Annotated in this window: 17 protein-coding genes; 7 read left to right on the top strand and 10 right to left on the bottom strand. The window is 69.7% G+C overall.

Annotated elements, in window-relative coordinates:
• Positions 1–499 precede the first annotated feature (499 nt).
• From ACYVKL_RS10375 to ACYVKL_RS10365, 3 genes are all read left to right on the top strand, one after another.
• Entirely contained in the window at positions 500–793 is a 294-nt protein-coding gene (locus ACYVKL_RS10375) for a WhiB family transcriptional regulator (RefSeq protein ID WP_213557918.1), read from the top strand.
• A gap of 394 nt (positions 794–1,187) precedes the next feature.
• Positions 1,188–1,763: a sigma-70 family RNA polymerase sigma factor gene (locus tag ACYVKL_RS10370; RefSeq protein ID WP_213560637.1), complete on the top strand. Its 576-nt coding sequence runs from the start codon at positions 1,188–1,190 to the stop codon at positions 1,761–1,763.
• 1 nt (position 1,764) lies between these two features.
• Positions 1,765–2,073 (top strand): RskA family anti-sigma factor, encoded by a 309-nt coding sequence (locus tag ACYVKL_RS10365; RefSeq protein WP_379168691.1) that lies wholly within the window; start codon positions 1,765–1,767, stop codon positions 2,071–2,073.
• A gap of 293 nt (positions 2,074–2,366) precedes the next feature.
• On the opposite strand, the gene groL is transcribed toward ACYVKL_RS10365, so the two are convergent.
• Both groL and groES read right to left on the bottom strand, forming a co-directional pair.
• Entirely contained in the window at positions 2,367–3,974 is a 1,608-nt protein-coding gene (gene groL, locus ACYVKL_RS10360) for a chaperonin GroEL (RefSeq protein WP_379168689.1), read from the bottom strand.
• Positions 3,975–4,151: 177 nt separating this feature from the next.
• Positions 4,152–4,454: a co-chaperone GroES gene (gene groES / locus ACYVKL_RS10355; protein WP_033086015.1), complete on the bottom strand. Its 303-nt coding sequence runs from the start codon at positions 4,452–4,454 to the stop codon at positions 4,152–4,154.
• A gap of 594 nt (positions 4,455–5,048) precedes the next feature.
• On the opposite strand from groES, the gene ACYVKL_RS10350 reads away from it, so the two are divergent.
• The gene (locus ACYVKL_RS10350) at positions 5,049–6,503 is read left to right on the top strand and encodes a DUF7159 family protein (protein ID WP_379168687.1); all 1,455 of its coding nucleotides are present in this window, start codon (positions 5,049–5,051) and stop codon (positions 6,501–6,503) included.
• Positions 6,504–6,629: 126 nt separating this feature from the next.
• Here ACYVKL_RS10350 and tsaD read toward each other — a convergent pair whose 3' ends face one another.
• The 6 genes from tsaD to dapA form a co-directional block, all read right to left on the bottom strand.
• Positions 6,630–7,661 carry a tRNA (adenosine(37)-N6)-threonylcarbamoyltransferase complex transferase subunit TsaD gene (gene tsaD, locus ACYVKL_RS10345; RefSeq protein WP_213557923.1) on the bottom strand — a complete coding sequence of 344 codons (1,032 nt, stop codon included), beginning with the start codon at positions 7,659–7,661 and terminating at the stop codon, positions 6,630–6,632.
• Entirely contained in the window at positions 7,658–8,167 is a 510-nt protein-coding gene (gene rimI, locus ACYVKL_RS10340) for a ribosomal protein S18-alanine N-acetyltransferase (RefSeq protein WP_213557924.1), read from the bottom strand. The genes tsaD and rimI overlap by 4 nt, the downstream gene beginning before the upstream one ends.
• On the bottom strand, positions 8,164–8,874 hold the full coding sequence (gene tsaB / locus ACYVKL_RS10335) for a tRNA (adenosine(37)-N6)-threonylcarbamoyltransferase complex dimerization subunit type 1 TsaB (protein ID WP_357197605.1): 711 nt from the start codon (positions 8,872–8,874) through the stop codon (positions 8,164–8,166). Before tsaB ends, rimI begins: the two co-directional genes overlap by 4 nt.
• 71 nt (positions 8,875–8,945) lie before the next feature.
• Positions 8,946–9,392, bottom strand: a complete 447-nt coding sequence (gene tsaE, locus ACYVKL_RS10330) for a tRNA (adenosine(37)-N6)-threonylcarbamoyltransferase complex ATPase subunit type 1 TsaE (protein ID WP_357197608.1) — start codon at positions 9,390–9,392, stop codon at positions 8,946–8,948.
• Positions 9,389–10,525, bottom strand: a complete 1,137-nt coding sequence (gene alr / locus ACYVKL_RS10325) for an alanine racemase (protein WP_379168684.1) — start codon at positions 10,523–10,525, stop codon at positions 9,389–9,391. Before alr ends, tsaE begins: the two co-directional genes overlap by 4 nt.
• Before the next feature lie 72 nt (positions 10,526–10,597).
• Complete coding sequence (gene dapA / locus ACYVKL_RS10320) at positions 10,598–11,488, bottom strand: 4-hydroxy-tetrahydrodipicolinate synthase (protein WP_379168682.1); 891 nt, start codon at positions 11,486–11,488, stop codon at positions 10,598–10,600.
• Between the two features lie 70 nt (positions 11,489–11,558).
• Here dapA and ACYVKL_RS10315 point away from each other — a divergent pair, with 70 nt between their 5' ends.
• The gene (locus ACYVKL_RS10315; RefSeq protein WP_379168680.1) at positions 11,559–12,440 is read left to right on the top strand and encodes a LysR family transcriptional regulator; all 882 of its coding nucleotides are present in this window, start codon (positions 11,559–11,561) and stop codon (positions 12,438–12,440) included.
• Here the strand turns inward: ACYVKL_RS10315 and ACYVKL_RS10310 are convergent, their stop codons facing one another.
• Entirely contained in the window at positions 12,441–13,919 is a 1,479-nt protein-coding gene (locus tag ACYVKL_RS10310) for an NAD(P)H-hydrate dehydratase (RefSeq protein ID WP_379168901.1), read from the bottom strand. It abuts the gene before it with no gap.
• Between the two features lie 196 nt (positions 13,920–14,115).
• Here ACYVKL_RS10310 and ACYVKL_RS10305 point away from each other — a divergent pair, with 196 nt between their 5' ends.
• Entirely contained in the window at positions 14,116–14,538 is a 423-nt protein-coding gene (locus ACYVKL_RS10305) for a cupredoxin domain-containing protein (RefSeq protein ID WP_357197619.1), read from the top strand.
• A 61-nt stretch (positions 14,539–14,599) separates the two neighbouring features.
• Here ACYVKL_RS10305 and glmS read toward each other — a convergent pair whose 3' ends face one another.
• Positions 14,600–16,468, bottom strand: coding sequence for a glutamine--fructose-6-phosphate transaminase (isomerizing) (glmS, locus tag ACYVKL_RS10300; RefSeq protein WP_379168678.1), 1,869 nt, complete (start codon positions 16,466–16,468; stop codon positions 14,600–14,602).
• A gap of 208 nt (positions 16,469–16,676) precedes the next feature.
• On the opposite strand from glmS, the gene ACYVKL_RS10295 reads away from it, so the two are divergent.
• Positions 16,677–17,540: a dienelactone hydrolase family protein gene (locus ACYVKL_RS10295; RefSeq protein ID WP_379168676.1), complete on the top strand. Its 864-nt coding sequence runs from the start codon at positions 16,677–16,679 to the stop codon at positions 17,538–17,540.
• Positions 17,541–17,545: the final 5 nt, after the last annotated feature.

Here is a 17,545-nt window from a genome sequence, read left to right as displayed (position 1 = left end):
TTCTCGCTATCGGTCAGCACGCCCGTTAGGAATTCGTATAGCGTTTCGCGCTATTAACCTAGCGGCCTCGAATCGGCCATCTCTACCCTACTCAGCGCGAGATGTCCAATGGCTGAGATCACTCCGATCGAGAGCCTTGCATAGATCGACCGACCGGCATTCGACCTCGAAAAGCCCCTACTACCTGGCGTTTCATCCAGTCCGATGGGCTATCACAGCACGGTCACGGCCCTGGGCAACCGATCAGTATCACCGCAGGAGGGCCATCTTGTAAATAGTTCGGATGTTAATTCTCTAATGTGCAGGTATTCGGCTCGAGTCGAATGAAGCTATTGACTCGATTTCGTTTCGCGACCTAACGTACGTCATCGCCGATGTTGGCGTCGTACCGAATTGCGGCGCCGATGAAGTGTGATCGCCGAGCCACGGCGATGCGGCCACCTGTTTGCCATCAGCACCGCTCGACAATGCCGACGAGCTCGCACCATGAGGAGTTCACATGCCAATGCCAACCCACCTCCCCGGTCCGAACGCCGACGTCTGGGATTGGCAGATGCGCGGATCCTGCCGCGGCCAGGACTCCGCGGTGTTCTTCCATCCGGACGGCGAGCGCGGCCGGGCCCGCGCTCAGCGCGAGCTTCGCGCCAAGGACATCTGCAAGGCCTGCCCGGTGCTGTTGCAGTGCCGTTCGCACGCACTGAAGGTCAGCGAGCCCTACGGCATCTGGGGCGGCATGTCCGAGACCGAGCGCGAGCTGCACGCCCGGCGTAACCGCCGGCGTGTCGTGGCGTAATCCGGCCGCCCCCAGACACTCTCGGCAAACGCCCGTGACCGGTGTTCACCAGCGTTGTCGCTGATGCGGCGGTGGGCGGGGGCTCGAGATTATTCCCATCCTTTCGGGGTGGCGCGCCGAATAGCTAGCAAACACCCGGCACCGCCCGGCGGGGTCGGCAACTCCCGGCGCGTCACGGCGTGTCTTTGATGTCACGATTGCGGCGTTTCGGTACAAATCGGAAAATCGCTGTGCCACAGTCGCTTTGCCGATACCCCCACCCGAGAGGAGGTTATAGCGGCACGCTACCCTCGTGGCCGATGACACAGAACGGAGCGTTGTGACAACGCGGCCGCCTGCCGCAGAGGGCGACTCGTTCCAGAGCTCGAGGGACGGACGGGTGGAAACACCCAGCGTGGACTCTGCGGTGACGGCGCGCGCAGCCGAAAGTCTCGAACTAGCCGCACTTCTCCAGCGTTGCGGGCAGTCCGATCAGCAGGCCTTCGCCGAGCTGTACGACCGCACCAGCGCCCGAGTGTTCGGCCTGGTCCTACGCGTGCTCCACGATCCGGGCTACGCGGAGGAAACCACACAGGAGGTCTATCTCCAGATCTGGCGTACGGCGGCCAATTTCGATCCGAACAAGGGCTCGGCCGTCACCTGGTTGATGACGCTGGCCCACCGCCGCGCCGTCGATCGAGTCCGCGCCGAGCAGGCGCATGCCCTGCGTGAAGTCGCCTATGGCACCAGCACTCTCGGTAACGAGTTCGACGAGGTCACCGAAGAGGTCGGGCGACGGCTGGAGCAGCAGGCGGTGCTCGCCGGGCTGGCCACCCTGACCGAAACGCAGCGGGAGGCCATCTCTCTCGCGTATTTCGGCGGGCGGACGTATGCCGAGGTAGCGGCCTATCTGGGCGTAGGGTTACCTACCGTTAAGTCCCGTATACGGGACGGACTGACACGACTCAAGAAAAGTTTGGGAGTGACGTGAGATGAACGAAAGCCAGATCGATCTCGCGCACACTGTCGCGCTCGGATCGATCGGCGACGAAGATCAGCGCGCAGTGGCGGACCTGCTGGATTCCGACGACCCCGTACTGCGTGCCGCCTTCACCCTGGAAGTGCAGCAGACCCGAGAAGCGCTCGCGCTGGCCGCGTCCGTGCCGGCCGTACCGCCGCCGCCCGCCCTCCGCGACCGCCTCCTCGCCGCGATAGCTACAGACCCGCCGACCCCGATTCACCATCCCCATACCGCTCTCCACAACGGAAACGGACGTTCGTCGCATCCCGTAAGGGATTGACCACCCGACCGCCCCGGATCATTCTCCGGGGCAAATCCCCGATTTCCGTTCACCGGTAACAACCCTCACAAACGGGACGATTCGGACACCGTAAGCCCGTGTGCGCCATGCGGATTCATGACGCCTCGCGAACGAATCCAGCACGTACCCCCTCACCCTCGCCCGCCTCACGGTGTCCCCACCGTTGGAATGACGTGGCCAGAAACCTGCGGTCTCCCCGAAACACCGAGGGCCCCGGACGATTCCGTCCGGGGCCCTCGGGGCTATGTCCTGATCAGCTGGTTACGGCTGGATCAGTGGGAGTGGCCGGCGTGCGCGTCGGCGGCGTCGTCGACCGGCTTGTCGACGATCGCGGACTCCGTGGTGAGCACCATGCGGGCGACCGAGGTGGCGTTCTCGACGGCCGAACGGGTGACCTTGACCGGGTCGATGACGCCCTCGGCGACCAGGTCGCCGTAGGTGAGGGTGGCGGCGTTGAAGCCGTGCGCGCCGTCGGTCACCTTGGAGACCACGACCGCGCCGTCGACACCGGCATTGCTGGCGATCCAGAACAGCGGCGACAGCAGGGCCTGACGCACGACCTCGACGCCGACGGCCTCGTCACCGGTCAGCGAGTCGCGCAGCGCGGGCAGCGTGGCGGCGGCCTGCACCAGGGCGGTGCCACCGCCGGGGACGATGCCCTCGGCGACCGCGGCCTTGGCGGACGCGACCGCGTCCTCGACCCGGTACTTGCGCTCCTTGAGCTCGGTCTCGGTGGCCGCGCCGACCTTGATGACGGCGACGCCGCCGGCCAGCTTGGCCAGGCGCTCTTCCAGCTTCTCGCGGTCCCAGTCGGAGTCGGTGTTCTCGATCTCCTTGCGCAGCTGCGCGACCCGGCCGTCGATGTCGGCCTGCGAGCCGGCGCCCTCGACGATGGTGGTCTCGTCCTTGGTGACCACGACGCGGCGGGCCTTGCCCAGCACGTCCAGGCCGGCCTCGCGCAGGGTGATGCCCAGGTCCGGGTTGACCACGGTGCCGCCGGTGACGATGGCCAGGTCGTCCAGGAACGCCTTGCGGCGGTCACCGAAGAACGGGGCCTTCACCGCGACGACCTTGAGGGTCTTGCGGATCGCGTTGACGACCAGGGTGGACAGCGCCTCGCCGTCGACGTCCTCGGCGATGATGACGACCGGCTTGCCCGACTCCGCGATCTTCTCCAGCAGCGGCAGCAGGTCCGGCAGCGAGCTGATCTTCTCGCGGTTCAGCAGGATCCACGCGTCCTCGTAGACCGCCTGCATGGTCTCCGGGTCGGTGACGAAGTACGGGGACAGGTAGCCCTTGTCGAACTGCACGCCCTCGGTGATGGCGACCTCGGTCTGCAGACCCGAGGACTCCTCGATGGTGACGACGCCGTCCTTGCCGACCTTGGTCAGCGCCTCGGCGACCAGGGCGCCGATCTCCTCGTCACGCGAGGACACGGTGGCGACCTGCGCGATGGCCTTCTCGCCGTTGACCGGGGTCGCGGCGGCCTGCAGGGCGGCGGTGACCGCGTCGGCGGCCTTGCTCATGCCCTTGCCCAGGGTCATCGGGTTGGCGCCCGCGGCGATGTTCTTCAGGCCGCCCTTGATGAGGGCCTGCGCCAGCACGGTCGCGGTGGTGGTGCCGTCGCCGGCGACATCGTTGGTCTTGGTGGCGACGCTCTTGACCAGCTGCGCACCGAGGTTCTCGAAGGGGTCCTCGAGGTCGATGTCGCGGGCGATGGTCACGCCGTCGTTGGTGACGGTCGGGCCGCCGAAGGCCTTGGCCAGCACCACGTGCCGGCCGCGCGGGCCGAGGGTGACCTTGACGGCGTCGGCGAGCTTGTCGACGCCGCGCTCCATGGCGCGACGAGCCTTCTCGTCGAACTCGATCTGCTTTGCCATATGTGCCTACTCCTGAAGTGAGTTGAGGTAGAAACGCACTTCGCCCCGGGCCGATGCTGTATGACCAGCTACGACACCGGGGCGGCGCTTCTCCGGGCGCCCGAGGTTCAGGGGAAGCCCTGAGAGCCAAGCGGTTTCAGGGGGCAGCCCCTGGAGCCCCGGAGAGTTGGGCGTTTCTTACTTGGTGACGACGGCCAGCAGGTCGCGAGCCGAGAGGATCAGGTACTCGGAGCCGTTGTACTTGATCTCGGTGCCGCCGTACTTGCTGTAGATGACGACGTCGCCTTCCTTGACGTCCAGCGGGATGCGCTTCTCGCCGTCTTCGTCCCAGCGGCCGGGGCCGACGGCGATGACGGTGCCCTCCTGGGGCTTTTCCTTCGCCGTGTCGGGGATGACCAGACCGGAGGCGGTGGTGGTTTCGGCCTCGTTGGCCTGGACGAGGATCTTGTCCTCGAGCGGCTTGATGTTCACGCTCGCCACGTTGAGCCCTCCACTTTCAGGGGATTCTTCTCGCCCGGGGCTGTTCCCCGGACGCACGGTTTCGGTCATGTGCGTGACCCTGTGCAATCAGCCCCGTCGTCGCGGGTGCCGGGACCCCTGCTCAGTAGTCATCAGCTGGCACCTAGCACAAATCGAGTGCCTCCTAGCACTCTATACATGGGAGTGCCAGCGCTCAAGGCAAGGGGCTGCTAGAAGACTGCTCGCGGACGACTCGCCGACACGACGGCCTGGGAATCTGAGGTCTTCCAAAGAAATCCGAAAATCTGTAACGTTCGGATAACGGATTGTGACACCATTGACGGCGGTCACGCGCCAAGACCGATTCGGTCGTGTCACGTGCGCCGTCGACAGTTACACATCCGCTTCACCCCGCTAACCGTGCGGCAACTCCGCGCACGGGCTCGAGAAGAGAGCAAGACCGCAAGTGATCAGTGGCAGGTCCGGACGCCCCATCGGACGCGAGCCCGCCACGGTCCGTAGCTCGCCGGAATCGTCTGCTACCCACTGGGCGCGCCCGGAGTCCGTTCGAGATGGTCGTCTCCACCAGGACCATCCGCTCGAAGGGAGGTGAACATGCGAACATCCCTCGGCATCTCCGCCGGGAGCGAAGTGGTGTGCTCCGCGACGGTCGCGACCGCGCCCAACGGCGCCCAGAGCTTCGACTACCGGGTTGTGACGGCCGATACCGCCCACTCCGACCTCGGCGACCTGGTGGCCTCCTCGATCGAGTTGATGACCACCCAGATCCCCCGCGACAGCGTGCATCCCGTCGGCGCGCACCCCGGCGCCCACACCAACGGCCATCGCGAGCCCGGCGCGGCGGCGCCCGGTGACATCGCGGTCGCCTACCGGGACCGGGAGCAGGCCCAGATCATTCGCTCCGCGATCGGCCGGCAGCGGCACGGCGTCCAGCTGATCCCGGAGAGCACCGCGGCGCTCGCCTATCTGCGGCACACCGGCCTGCTGGATCGCTGGAACACGGTGGCGGTCATCGACATCGGGGCCACCGGCACCACGGTCACCGTCGCCGATCACGCCGACGACACTGTGCTGCGCTCCGAGCGCACCTCCGCCATCAGCGGCAACGCCATCGACGAACTGATCCTGCAGCACCTGCTGGACTGCCACCTGTCGCGCCGCGGCATCCGCCCCAACCGGGGCATCCTGCTCAACCGCAGCCGAGCGGCCAAGGAGCACCTGTCGGTGGTGCCGGCGGTGACCATCGACCATGTGGCCGGGCAGCCGCTGAAACTGACCCGGGTGGATTTCGAGGAGATCGTCGCCGACCTGCTGCGCGAACTGGCCGTGTTCGCGCGCGGTGTGTTCACGCGCGCACCGAAGTTCCCGGAGGCGGTCGCGGTGATCGGCGGCGGCGCGAACGTGCCGATCATGGTGGTGGGGCTGGAACGCCAGCTCGACGTGCCGGTGGTCACCGTGCCCGAACCGGAGTCGGCGATCGCGAAAGGCGCGGCGCTGGTGGCGGATTCGACCACGCCGACGGCCTTCCCGGTGATCGGCATGGGCTCGGACGCGCCGATCGGCACCTTCACCAAGCTGGCGGGCACGCTGGCCGGGGCGGTCGTGGTGGTCGGGCTGATCGTCGGCTACGGGGTCAAGGAGTTCGTGGTCGAGGAACCGCAGCCCGCGCACTACTCGCCGACCACCACGCAGCAGCAGCCCCCGCCGACCACGCCCGCGACGACCAGTCCGCCCGCGGGTTCCACCAACCCGACCACGAACCAGAGCCACCGCACCACGGTCGCCGTGCCGCCGGTCCAGACCGGTTCGGCCACCGGCACTCCCGCGTTCCCGACCATCACCTCGCAGCAGCCGCCGCTGCGCCCGGATCCGGACCTGCCGCAGATCCCGTTCCCCGCCGACCTGCCGCGCCTGCTGGGCCCGCTGCTGGGCACCACGCTGCCGCCGGTGGATCCGGAACCGCGCGTCTCGCCGACGCCGCGCGGGCCTGCGCATTCCGGGTCCGCGAACAACGGCACGACAGCGACATTGGTCCGCCCCAACGCGTAGGACGAACGACCAGGGTCTCGCGGGGCCCGGCGCACCCGTCTGCTTGGGACTTCAGCGGTCTGCGGAGAGCAATTGGCCGGCACGCATCCGTGCCGACGTTGGGTGCAAGCTGTCGGCGGCGATCGTTTACAGGTAGCTCGTCGAGACCGGCAGGCCCGGGTCGGTGGCGACGGTCAGTTCCGAAGGCGGTGCGCCCCCGGCGATCACGTGCGCGCCCAAGGTGGCGATCATGACGCCGTTGTCGGTGCACAGCCGCGGTTTCGGAACGCGCAGGGTGATTCCGGCAGCGGTGCAACGCTCTTCGGCCATCGAGCGGATGCGGGAGTTGGCGGTCGCGCCGCCGCCGAGCACGAGGGTGTCGACGCCGACGTCCTGCGCGGCCCGCACGGCCTTCATGGTGAGCACGTCCGCGACGGCTTCCTGGAAGGAGGCCGCGATATCCGGGATGGGCAGTTCGCGGCCTTCGCGTTGCGCCGCTTCGACATAGCGGGCGACGGCGGTCTTGAGGCCGGAGAAGGAGAAGTCGTAGCGCGGGTCGCGGGGACCGGTCATGCCGCGCGGGAAGGCGATCGCCTTCGGATCGCCTTCGGTGGCAATGGAATCCAGCACCGGTCCGCCCGGGTAGCCGAGGCCGAGCAGCCGGGCCACCTTGTCGAAGGCCTCGCCCGCCGCGTCGTCGACGGTGCTGCCGAGTTCGGTGATGGGCTGCCCGAGATCGGTCACCTGCAGCAGGTGGGTGTGCCCGCCGGACACCAGCAGCGCGACCGCCGGGGGCATGGGCCCGTGCTCGAGGGTGTCGACGGCGACGTGCCCGCCCAGGTGGTTGAGCGCGTAGAACGGGATATCCCAGGCCGCCGCATAGGCTTTCGCCGCCGCCACACCGACCAGCAGCGCGCCCGCGAGGCCGGGGCCGATGGTGACGGCGAGCGCGTCGGGCTTGCTGATCCCGGCGGTGGCCAGGGCCCGGCGCATGGCGGGCACGATGGCCTCGAGGTGTGCGCGCGAGGCGATCTCGGGCACCACGCCGCCGAAGCGGGCGTGCTGGTCGACGCTGGAGGCGACCTCGTCGGCGAGCAGTTCGCAGCTGCCGTCCGGCAACCGGCGCACGATGCCGACACCGGTTTCGTCGCAGGAGCTTTCGATACCCATGACGATCATGACGAGACCTCGGCGTCGGTGGCGAATCCGTCCTGCGGGAACCCGGCCATGGCGGGCCGCCGCATGGTGTACGCGTCGGCTCCGCTGGGCTGGTAGTAGTTCTTGCGCAGGCCGATGATGTGGAAGCCGTGCTTCTCGTAGAGCGTGATGGCGGGCGCGTTGTCGGTGCGGACCTCGAGGAAGACCGGTCCGCCGCGGCGGCCAGCCTCCAGCAGCAGGGCCTCGAGCAGCAGGGTGCCGATGCCGCGGCGATGGTCGTCCGGGTCGACGCCGATGGTGTGCACCTCGGCCTCGGGGTGATCGGCGGTGCCGAGCAACGCGATTCCCGCGTAGCCGACCATGCGGCCGCCGGCGTCGCGGGCGGTGATGTAGCGGTTGTGCGGTCCGGCCAGTTCCGACAGGAACGACACCTCGTGCCAGGGATCGTCCTCGGGGAACAGCACCTGCTCGAGTTGTGCGCAGCGGGCGACGTCGGCCGGCCGCATCGGTTCGATGCGGATGGTCATCGGCCCACCTGCGCGTAACTCTTCTCGACGGCGTCCGGGCGGCGCAGGTACAGCGGTACCAGCGGTGCGGGGACGGCTCCGGACAGGATGTCGGCGGCGGCGCAACGCACCAGACCGGCCGGGGACGGCGTCTCGACCGGGATCACCGGCAGGTCGAAATAGTCGACGTGCGAGGCGGATCCGGCGATCAGGGTGGCGGCCGCCTGATCCAGGTCGGCGGGCTTGCTCACCTCGGGGCCCTCACTGCGTTCGAGCACCAGGCTGCCGGGGATGGCGCGATAGCGCGCCCAGTACACCTCGCGGCGGCGGGCGTCGGTGACGACCAGCAGCTCGACCGGTTCGGAGCTCTCGCGCAGATAGCTCTCGGTGTCGGCGGCGATGGCGTCGAGACTGCACACCCCGTACACGGGAATGCCAAGCGCGTCGCCGAACGCGGCCGCGGTGGCCATGCCGACGCGTAGCCCCGTGAACGGCCCCGGACCGATCCCGGCCACGACCGCCGCGATATCCGCACGGGAGCGGCCGGATTCGGCCAGGCAGGTCAGGATCTGGGGAGTCAGCACCTCGTTGTGCGCGCGTGCGTCCACGGTCACCTCGGCGGTGATCGTGGTGATGCGGGGTGCGTTCGACCCGGGTTGTGCCGGTTCCAGTTCCACCAGGCCCGCTGTGACGGCGGGAGTCGCGGTGTCGACAGCCAATATCAGCATGATTGCCTCAACAATACCGGGTGGTACAGCCCACTCGGCGTGGTGTCTGCCTGCGGGAATCTGGCGGTGGGTCAGGTGGCGGCGACCCACTCCCATTCCACGGTGCGCACATCGGACTCGGGTTCGCGGCGCAGCTGCACCCGCAGGTGGCGGTCGGCCAGGTGTTCGGCCACGCCCAGGCCCCATTCGACGACCACGACCGCGTGGTCGAGATCGGTGTCCAGGTCGAGGGCGTCGAGTTCGTCGAGGTCGCCGCCGAGCCGGTAGGCGTCCACGTGCACCAGCGCCACCGCGCCCGGATGCGCTCCGGCGCGATGCTGGCGGGCGATGATGAAAGTCGGTGAGCTGACCCGTCCTTCGACCCCCAGCCCGGCGGCGATGCCGCGGGTGAGCGCGGTCTTGCCGGCGCCCAGCGGGCCGTCGAGGATGACCAGATCCCCGGCCTGCAGCTGTTCGGCCAGCTCGCGGCCGAGCGCCTCGGTGTCCTCGACGGTGGCCAGCATGCGGTGCTCGTTCATCGGTCGCCCCCCAGGTGCGCGCGGACCACGCGGCCGCGCGGATTACAGACGATCTCGTAGTTGATGGTGCCGAGCGCGTCGGCCCAGTCCTGGGCGCGCGGGTGCCCGGGCTCCGAGCCGAACAACACCGCGGTGTCGCCCGCCCGCACCCCCGCCTCGTTCTCGCCGAGGTTCACCACGATCTGGTCCATACACACCCGCCCGATCTGCGGGCGGCGCGCGCCACCCAGCCAGACGGAGAACTTCCCGCTGAGCGAGCGCGGCACACCGTCGGCGTATCCGGCGGGCAGCAGGGCGACGGTGGTGTCGTGTTCGGCGATCCAGTCGTGGCCGTAGGACACGCCTTCCCCGGCGGCGACCCGCTTCACCCGCAGCACCCGGGCCCGGAAGGTCATGGCCGGGCGCAGGCCGAAGTCGGAGAGCTCGGGGATCGGCGACAGGCCGTAGACCGCGATGCCGGGGCGGACCATGTCGAAGGCGAGGTCCGGACGGGTCAGCGCGGCAGCGGAATTGGCCACGTGCACCAGCTCCGGTTCCAGGCCGTGCTCCTTGGCGACGGCGATGAACTCGAGGAAGCGTTCGCGCTGCCGGTCGTTGACCGGATGCTCCGGCTGATCGGCCAGCGCCAGGTGCGAGAAGATCGCGCGCAGCCGGGCCGTCCCGTCGCCGACCAACCGGGCCAGCAGTTCCAGGACCTCCGGGTATTCGACGGCCGGAATGCCGTTGCGGTTGAGGCCCGTGTCCACCTTCAGGCTGACGGTGGCGGTACGGCCCAGCCGCCGGGCGGCCGCGGCCACCGCCTCCAGTTGGGCGAGCGCCGACACCCCGATCTCGATGTCGGCGGCGATGGCGCTCGCGTAGTCGGCGTCGGAGGTGTTGAGCCAGCACAGGATCGGCGCGGTGATCCCGGCGGCCCGCAGCGCCACCGCCTCACCGATGGTCGTGGTGCCCACTTCCCGCGCGCCCGCCGCCAGCGCCGCCCGCGCCACTTCGGCCGCCCCGTGGTTGTACCCGTCCGCCTTGACCACGACCATGACGGCGGCGTCGCCGGCGCGCTCGGCCAGGATGCGCACATTGTGGGCGATGGCATCCAGATCGACGAGGGTTTCCACCTGTGGGTCGGGCGTAGTCACAATCCGATCCTGCCATCCGGGCAAGGGCGATTCGCGTCACACCCGAGTGGGAGCGGCCGCCGCGGGCCGCGTCTACACCGCCGCGGGCAGTGCCGTGGACAGCGCGGCCAAGGCCGATGAGAGCGCCTCGGGGCTCGCGGGCAGCAGCGGGAGCCGCAGGTTCGCGGTGGGGATGCGGCCCTGGGCTGCCAGAACCGCCTTCACGACAATCGGATTGGGTTCGCTGAACAGGGCGTTCGCCAGGGGCGCGAGCCGGTTGCCGAGTTCGCGGCCCGCGTCGAGCGCGCCGCTGCGCCACGCGGCGACCAGGTCGGCGTAGGCCGCAGGTGCGACATTGGCGCACGCGAGAATCGCGCCGGTCGCGCCGAGCGCCAGCAGCGGGGCGGCGAACAGATCGTCGCCCGCCAGCACCGAGGTGTGCTCGGGCAGCCGGGCCAGAAAGGTCACCGTCGTCTCGTCGATGCCGCCCGCGGTGTACTTGAAGCCCGCCACGTTGGGCAGTTCGGCCAGCCGGCACAGGGTTTCGGCGCTCAGCGTGCGGGAGGTGCGATACGGGATGTGGTAGATCAGCACCGGCACCGGGCTGGCGGCGGCGAGGGCCCGGAAGTGTTCCACCACACCGTCTTCCGAGGGCCGGTTGTAGTAGGGGACGACCGCCAGGGCGGCGGTGGCGCGCGGGTCGAGAGCGGTGAGGGCGCGCGCCGAGTCGAGCGTGGCGTTGGAACCGGCGCCGACGATCAGGGCGGCGTCGCGTTCGGCGCAGACGCGGGCACAGACATCGATGACCCGCGCCTGCTCCGCGCCGGTGAGGGTGGTGGGTTCGCCGGTGGTGCCGAGCGCGACGAGGCCCGCCGCGCCGGCGTCGAGGACCTCGTGGGCGAGCGCCTCGAGGGCGTCAGCGGCCACCTCGTCGTCGGCGGTGAAGGGCGTGACCAGGGGCACGTACAGGCCGTTGAATGTCATGCCCTCAGCCTGGTCGACGCGATGCGTCAGGTCTATTTCACGTTTCTTGCCCCGAGCATAAGATCAACTGATGCTGGATGTCCGCCGTCTGCGCCTGCTCCGCGAACTCGCGCACCGCACCACCATCGCCGCGGTCGCCGAGGCGTTGACCTATACGCCCTCGGCCGTCTCCCAGCAGCTCGCCGCCCTGGAGAAAGAGGCGGGCACGCCCCTGCTGGAACGCACCGGCCGCAGCGTCACCCTCACCCCCGCGGCGCTGCGCCTGGTCGAGCACACCGAAACCATCCTCGCCGTCCTGGAACAGGCGAGCGCCGAACTCGCCTCCGTCCGCACCGAACTCACCGGCGCCCTGCGCATCGGCGCGTTCCCCACCGCCGTGCACCACATCCTCTCCCCCGCCCTGGTGTCCCTCAGCCGCGACCATCCGCTGCTGGAACTGCTTGTCACCGAACTGGATCCGGCCGAGGCCCCCGCCGCCCTGCGCGCCGAGACCCTGGACATCGCCCTGCTCCAGGAATACGACTACGTCCCCCTCACCCCCGAACCCGGTCTCGACACCGAGCCGCTGTTCGAGGAAACCATCCACCTCGCCGCCCTGACCCCCGGACCGCTTGCCGCACAATCGGATTCCCCCTGGATCGCGGGCACCCCCGGCACCCTCTGCCACGAAATGACGGTCCGAGCCTGCCTCGCTGCCGGTTTCACCCCCCGCATCCGCCATCACGCCGACGACTTCGGCACCGTCCTCAACCTGGTCGCCGCCGGCCAGGGCGTAGCCCTCGTCCCCGACCTGGGCACCCACTCCGCCCCCACCGCCGTAGCCCTCACCCCACTCCCCACCCGTCGCCGCACCCACCTCGCCTACCGCCGCGGCACCGCCACCCACCCGGTCATCGCCGCCGCCCGCACCGCCCTGCACACCGCCGCGGCGGCCACCCGCCCCCGAGCCTGATCAGCGAGCCGCGAGCTCACGCAGGGTGCCGATCGCCTCGCGGACGTGGGAGAGCAAGGGGGAAGCGGAGATCGGGGCGCCGGCGGTGGTGGCGGAGTGAGCCGCGAGGTTGGCAGCCAGGGCGTGGACGCGGGCGGCGGCCGCTGCGGCCCAGGCGGGGTCTCGGCCGCTGGCCAGCAGGGCCGCGATGATGCCGGACAGGACATCACCGGATCCGGCGGTGGCGGCCCAAGAACCACCAGCCTCGTTGACCAGGACCGGGCGACCCGGGCTCGCGATGAGGGTGGCACGGCCCTTCAGAAGGACGGTGACCTGCCAGGATTCGGCCAGTTTGCGGACGGCGGCGACGCGGTCGGAGCCGGGCTCGGAACCGGTGAGGCGGGCGAACTCCCCCGCGTGCGGCGTGAGGACGGTCGGGGCCGCGCGGCCGGTGACCAGGCCGGGTTCGGCGGCGAGCAGGGTCAGCCCATCGGCGTCGACCACGACGGGGAGGTCGGTGGCGAGGATCTCGGCGAGCCGATCCCGGGCAGCGGCGTCGGTGCCCGCACCGGGGCCGCACACCCAGGATTGGACCCGGCCGGCGGAGGAAATGGTCTCGGCGGCAACTACTTCCGGGAAGTGGGCGAGGACCTGAGCCGCGCCGGTACCCGCGTAACGCACCAGGCCCGAGGTGGCGGCGATCGCACCTCCGGTGCACAGGACGGCAGCACCCGGATAGGTGGCGCTGCCCGCGCAGACACCGGTCACGCCTTGGGTGTATTTGTCGTCGAACGGTCCGGGGACCGGCCAGCCCGCGCCGACCGAACGCGGCTCCAGCGCAATCAGATTCGCATCGGGCAGTCGTAACCCGATGGGCACCAGCTCGATTCGTCCGCACAACGGCGCGGCCAACGCATGCACCGGCTTCAACGCACCGAACGTGACCGTGACGTCCGCGCGAACCGCGGGCCCACTCACGGCTCCGGTGTCGGGATCGACGCCGCTGGGCAGATCGGCGGCGATGATCGGACAGCGCACGCCCGCAACCAGTTCGGCCGCCACCGGTCGCAGCGGACCACGCCCGGAGATGCCGACGATGCCGTCCACGACCAGGTCAGGGGTGCCGAGCAGCGCTCCTGACCCCTGCACGACCAGCTCTGCGACCGTGGCGGGCGCGGGGCAGATCCGCCCGCCCGTCCTGCGCAGTGCGGCCAGCCCCGCGGCGTGGGCGCGTTCCGGCGCGAGCAGCACCGCCCGCACCGCCACCCCGCGCCGCCGCAGGAACGAGCCCGCCCACAGCGCGTCGCCGCCGTTGTCGCCGGAGCCGACCAGCAGGGTGACCGTTCGGCCCGCCACGCCGCCGGTGCGTTCCCGGAGTTCACGCGCCACCACGTCGGCGAGACCGAAGGCGGCGCGGTGCATGGGCATTCCGGCGGGTACGCGGGTGAAGAGTTCGGCTTCCGCGGCCCGTACTTCGTCGGCCGTGTAGTAATCGAGCACCGCGTAATCGAGCACCGCGTGGTCGAGCACCGCTGGGTCGTGCGCCGCCGGTGCGGTCATGGGTCGCCTCCCGAATCCGGACTGCCTGCCGATTCAGCAGACTACGCCCCTCTCGTATCAGAGCGAATCAGCGCGGCGCAGGTCAGCGCGGGTGCCCGCGAATGACCCGCTATCGGCGAGGACTAGCCTGGCTGACATGCCGATCCGCCAGTCGTCCTCGCGTGCCCTGCTTCTCGTCGCCGTCGTGGCGGGGGCGCTAGCGGCCGGGGGCTGCTCCTCGGACACCTCGAAGCCCGCCGCCACCTCCACCCCGGCGGCCGCCGCGTCCTCGACGGCGGCGACCTCGGCCGGTCCGGCCGCGCCCGCCGCCGTCACCGTGAACGTCACGGACATGAAGTTCTCCCCGGCCGACATCACCATCAAGGCCGGTGACACGGTGACCTGGAAGTTCGACGACAAGGCCCCGCACGCCGTGCAGGGCATCGGGGATGTCGCGCTGGGCATCAACAGCCCGATCATCCGCAAGGGCGAGTGGAGCCACACCTTCACCTCGCCGGGCACCTACCGCTACCTGTGCCCGCTGCACCCGGACATGAAGGGCACCGTCACCGTCCAGTGAGAGAACCAACTCTCGGGGCTCTCAGGGGCTTCGCCCCTGAAACCCCAACTGCCGACGGTCCCTACTCGACGGTGACGGACTTGGCCAGGTTGCGGGGCTTGTCGACGTCGTAGCCGCGGGCCTGCGCCACTTCGGCGGCGAAGATCTGCAACGGGACCGTCGACAGCAGCGGCTGGTACAGCGTTGGGGCCGAAGGGATTTCGATCAGGTAGTCGGCGAACGGCCGCACCGTGTCGTCACCCTCCTCGGCGATGACGATGGTGCGCGCGCCGCGGGCCTGGATCTCGCGGATATTGCTGAGCAGCTTGGAGTGCAGCACCGCGCGGCCCTTCGGCGAGGGCATGACCACGAAGACCGGCAGCCCGTCCTCGATCAACGCGATCGGGCCGTGCTTGAGCTCGCCCGCCGCGAAGCCCTCGGCGTGCATGTACGCGAGTTCCTTCAGCTTCAGCGCGCCTTCCAGCGCGACCGGGTAGCCGACGTGGCGGCCCAGGAACAGCACCGTCGGGACGTGCGCGAACTCGCGGGCGATCTCCCGCACCCGCCCGGCCGACTCCAGCACCTGGGCAACGAGTTTCGGCATGGACTCCAGTTCGGCGAACTCACGCGCCACCTCGTCCGGGTACTTGACGCCGCGCGCCTGCGCCAGCGCCAGGCCGACCAGGTAGTTGGCGGTGATCTGGGCCAGGAACGCCTTGGTGGAGGCGACGCCGATCTCCGGGCCGGTGCGGGTGTAGAGAACGGCGTCGGCTTCGCGGGGGATCTGCGCGCCATTGGTGTTGCAGATGGCCAGGACTCGCGCCTTCTGCTCCTTGGCGTGACGCACGGCCTCCAGGGTATCGGCGGTCTCGCCGGACTGGGAGATCGCGACCACCAGGGTGGAGCGGTCCAGAACCGGGTCGCGGTAACGGAATTCGCTGGCCAGTTCGACCTCGACGGGCAGCCGGGTCCAGTGCTCGATGGCGTACTTGGCCAGCAGGCCCGCGTGATACGAACTGCCGCAGGCGACTACGAAGACCTTGTCGACCTCCCGCAGCTCCTGATCGTGGAGCCGCTGCTCGTCGAGCACGATCCGGCCGTTGGCGAAATGGCCCATGAGCGTGTCGGCGACGCCCGCGGGCTGCTCCTCGATCTCCTTGAGCATGAAGTAGTCGTGGCCGCCCTTCTCGGCGGCGGCCAGGTCCCAGTCGATGGTGAACGGGCGGGTGCGGACCTCGTCGGCCACGCCGTCGAAGTCGGTGACCCGGTAGCTGTCGGCGGTGATGACGACGGCCTGGTCCTGACCGAGTTCGACTGCCTCCCGGGTGTGTTCGATGAAGGCGGTCACGTCGGAGGCGAGGAACATCTCGCCCTGGCCGACGCCGATCACCAGCGGCGTGGAGCGGCGGGCGGCCACGATGGTGCCGGGGTGGTCGGCGTGGGTGAAGACCAGCGTGAACGCACCCTCCAGGCGGCGCACCACGCTCAGCGCGGAGGCCACGAAGTCACCGGCGGTGTCGCCGGCGGCGTAGGCGTTCGACACCAGATGCACCGCCACCTCGGTATCGGTGTCACTGCTCAGTTCGACGCCCGCGTCCTCGAGTTCGCGACGCAGCGGGGCGAAGTTCTCGATGATGCCGTTGTGCACCACGGCGACCCGGCCGGTGCGGTCGCGGTGCGGGTGGGCGTTGCGGTCGGTGGGCGCGCCGTGGGTAGCCCAGCGGGTGTGCCCCATCCCGGTGGATCCGGCGTAGCGCTCGGGCCCGCGGTCGACGAGTTCGGCCTCCAGGTTGGCCAGCCGCCCCGCCTTCCGCTCCACGGCGAGGCCGCCCACCCCGTCCAGGATGGCGACTCCGGCCGAGTCGTAGCCTCGATATTCCATGCGGCGCAAAGCATCGACGACCACACCGAGCGCGTCCCGGTACCCCACATACCCCACGATTCCGCACATGAGTCACCAGCCTAGCGGTGTTCTCGGCCTCCGCTTCGCTACGGCGGGTTCGCGGCCCCTTGGTCCCGATTCTTCCCTCCTCCGCTCCTCCGCTTCGCTCCCGTATCCGGTCCAAGCACGGGGAGGCGGAGCGCAGTCCAGAGTCGGGACGGCCGCGAACCTTGTGCGCTCGAGGCATTCGGCCGCAAGACCGACTAAGTTCATCTCCGTGTCGGTGTCTGTGAAATCGCTCCTGAGCACTCTGACCCTGCGTGGCCCGCACGAGGTGCTGCGCGGGAATCTCGGCATCGCCGGGCTGCCCGGGGTGGTGTACACGCCGGGCAAGGGGCTCAACCTGCCCGCGGTCGCCTTCGGGCACGGCTGGCTGACCGGGGTCGGCAACTACCGCCGCCTGCTGGAACACCTGGCCTCCTGGGGTTATGTCGCCGCCGCACCCGACACCGAACGCGGCCCGATCCCGTCGCATCTGAACCTGGCCACCGATCTGCTCACCACCCTCGACATCTGCACCGGTGTCCGCCTGGGCGCGGGCAATATCAGCGTCCGCCCCGACCGCTTGGCCCTGGCCGGCCACGGCATGGGTGCGGGCGCGGCCGTGATCGCCGCCTCCCAGCGCGAGGTGGCCGCGGTCGCCGCCCTGTTCCCCTCCCCCACGGCCCCCTCCGCCGAGGCCCTGGCCGGCAAGGTAGACGCCCCCGCCCTGATCCTGGCCGGCGCCACCGATATCGACTCGGTCAGCTCCAACGCCCTCCCCCTCGCCTCCGCCTGGGGTGAAGGCGCGATCCTCCGCTCCCTCGACAAGGCCACCCACAACGGCATGGTCGAAGGCCGCCGCGCCCTGGCCGCCCTCGGCGCCGGCAAACACGAACCCAAGACCGAGCGCCTCACCCGAGCCCTCCTCGTCGGCTACCTCAACTACACCCTCCTCGGCGACAAGAAATACAAGCCCTTCGCCGACCCCGAGGCCGTCATCCCCCACACGCAGCTGGTAGACCCCGACGCGGTGGACGACGAAGCCGAGCAGCCCCAGAAGCTCCCCGTCCTCCAACTGATCCAGGCCCTCCGCAAGTAGGCCGC

This window comes from Nocardia tengchongensis, from assembly GCF_054781395.1.
Note: the sequence above shows the minus strand (reverse complement) of the source record. Positions and strands in the feature narration are given on the sequence as shown.